The organism is Microvirga sp. P4_G7 (assembly GCF_056401005.1).
In genome coordinates this window covers 1-2,198 of record NZ_JBFUKD010000618.1, presented here as the reverse complement: position 1 = coordinate 2,198, position 2,198 = coordinate 1, and the positions used below count along the sequence as shown (strand labels likewise).

At 64.1% G+C, this 2,198-nt stretch carries 3 protein-coding genes; all 3 read right to left on the bottom strand.

The annotated features are described in order from the left end of the window. On the bottom strand, nt 1–472 hold a 472-nt coding region (locus tag AC1DT3_RS18700), incomplete at its 3' end, for an AzlC family ABC transporter permease (protein WP_477466725.1). A 58-nt stretch (nt 473–530) separates the two neighbouring features. Then, on the bottom strand, nt 531–1,355 hold the full coding sequence (locus AC1DT3_RS18695; protein WP_477466724.1) for a helix-turn-helix domain-containing protein: 825 nt from the start codon (nt 1,353–1,355) through the stop codon (nt 531–533). A gap of 90 nt (nt 1,356–1,445) precedes the next feature. Continuing rightward, the coding region (locus AC1DT3_RS18690; RefSeq protein WP_477466723.1) for a helix-hairpin-helix domain-containing protein at nt 1,446–2,198 on the bottom strand (753 nt) is incomplete at its 5' end.

Here is a 2,198-nt window from a genome sequence, read left to right as displayed (position 1 = left end):
CTCCCAGGACCGTCGAGATGAGCCAATTGGCATACAGGGCTGCGGCCATGGCGGCCCAATAGGCGGCCGTGACCGGTCGTGCCATGGCGCGCCGCTCCGACAATGCCCAGCTTTCGTCCGTCATGAAGAAGAATGCGACCAGCTTCTCCTGACGGGTCATGACGATCTTGGGCGAGAGCGAGGCGCCCATGAGCACGTGACGGACGTTGATGAGGAACGCGGAGAAGGCCAGAGCCAAGATCGGCGCGGGATGGACCCAGCTCTCGATGGCCGCGAATTGCGCGCCGCCCGCGAAAACCAGGGCGGACATGAGGCCCACTTCCGCCGGAGAGAGGCCTTTGCCGACGGCAATGGCGCCGAACAGGAGACCGATCGGGATGGCGGCGATGGCGGCGGGCGCGATATCGCGAAGACCGGCCTTCGCCTCCTGCCAATGCGGCGGCGCGGACGGACGGGGTGGATGAATGCTCATGTTCATCGCGCCCTTATGCCGGTCGTTTTGCTGAATGTCTTGGATGAAAGTGCTGCGGTCAGGCCGCCCGAAAGGTCCCCGGGGTCACGCCCATCCGCGCCTTGAACACACGGTTCAGGTGGCTCTGATCAAAAAATCCGCAGGACGCCGCCACGTCGCCTGGCGCCTCGCCGCGTTCCAACAACCGGCTCGCCGCCCGGAAGCGTCGATCCGTCAGATAGGCGTGTGGCGCCAATCCCGTCTCCCGCTGGAAGGCGCGGATGAAATGGCTGCGGGACAACCCGGCCATGGCCGCCAGCTCGGCCAGATCCGTCTCCTCGGCGAGATTGGCCTCCAAATAGTCCCGCACGCGGACAAGGCCGGTCGCGCCGATACGCGCAGGCGGCGCGCCATCGAGATCGGCCCAGCGCGCGATGAGTTTGGCGAGGAACGCAACGAGGCGCGTGTCCTGCTCGAGTTCGCTCGTCCGGGTGTCGTCCCGGCACAGACTCGCGTGCAGGATGGCCAAATCCCGTATGAGATCCGGATCCTCGATCACCGAACGCGAGAACCACGGCGCCGAGGCGAGCGGGCGTCCAGCGACCTCCTCGGCGATCTCGCGCATGAGGTCGACCGAGGGATAGAGGGTCCGGTACTCGAAGCCACCGTCGTGCGGCTCGCCATCGTGCACCTCATCGGGGCAGACGACGGCAAGAGAGCCCGCTCCGGCATAATGCTGCGTACCGCGATGGAAGAAGGTCTCACAGCCGCCGAGAATCCCCGCCACGGCATAGGTTTCGTGCRTGTGACGTGCGTAGGAGTGACGTCTGAACGTCGCGCGAAGACAATCGAGCCCGTGATGCCGCTGCACGCGCCAGAAATGCGTCACATCACCGGCTTTCATCAGCGCCGGATMGAGGGAAACCAAAGGCGTCATCACAGTCATGAAGCGATTATGCCATGCCTGGCACGCGGCTCAAAACCGTGTCCGAACTCACTTACGTCCGACCAAGGCGAACCAACCGTCCTCGTCCATCACCTGGACACCGAATTCGCGTGCCTTGTCGAGCTTCGAGCCGGCACCTGGGCCCGCGACGACGATATCGGTTTTCTTGGACACCGAACCCGCAACTTTGGCCCCGAGACGTTCGGCCATGGCCTTCGCCTCCTCGCGCGTCATCTGTTCGAGCGAGCCGGTAAACACCACCGTCTTGCCGGCGACGGGCGTGTCGGACGCCGCCGCTTCAATGGGGACGGGTGTGACTTCCCGCAGTAACGCGTCGAGCATCTCCTCGTTGTGCGTCTCCTTGAAAAACTCCACGATCGCGTCGGCGACAACATCGCCAACACCGCCGATGGAGGTCAAATCCGCATAGGCCTCGGATTCGTGATCCACGGCCGCATTTGCTGCATCGCGCAACGCTTCGAACGTTCCAAAGTGCCGTGCCAACAAGCGCGCCGTCGTCTCGCCGATATGCGGGATGCCGAGCGCGAAGATCACGCGGTTCAGTGTGATCGAGCGGCGCGCTTCGATGGCGGCGAAGAGGTTCTTGACGCTCGTGGCGCCCCAGCCTTCGCGATTTTCAAGGCGTTGCAGACCGGCGTTTCGCGTCGCCAGCGTGAAGATGTCCTGCGGGCCTTTCACGAGCCCCTCGTCGTAGAGTTCCTCGATGCGCTGGCCGCCCAATCCTTCGATATCGAACGCATTGCGCGAGACGAAATGCTTCAGCCTTTCGCGCGCCTGCGC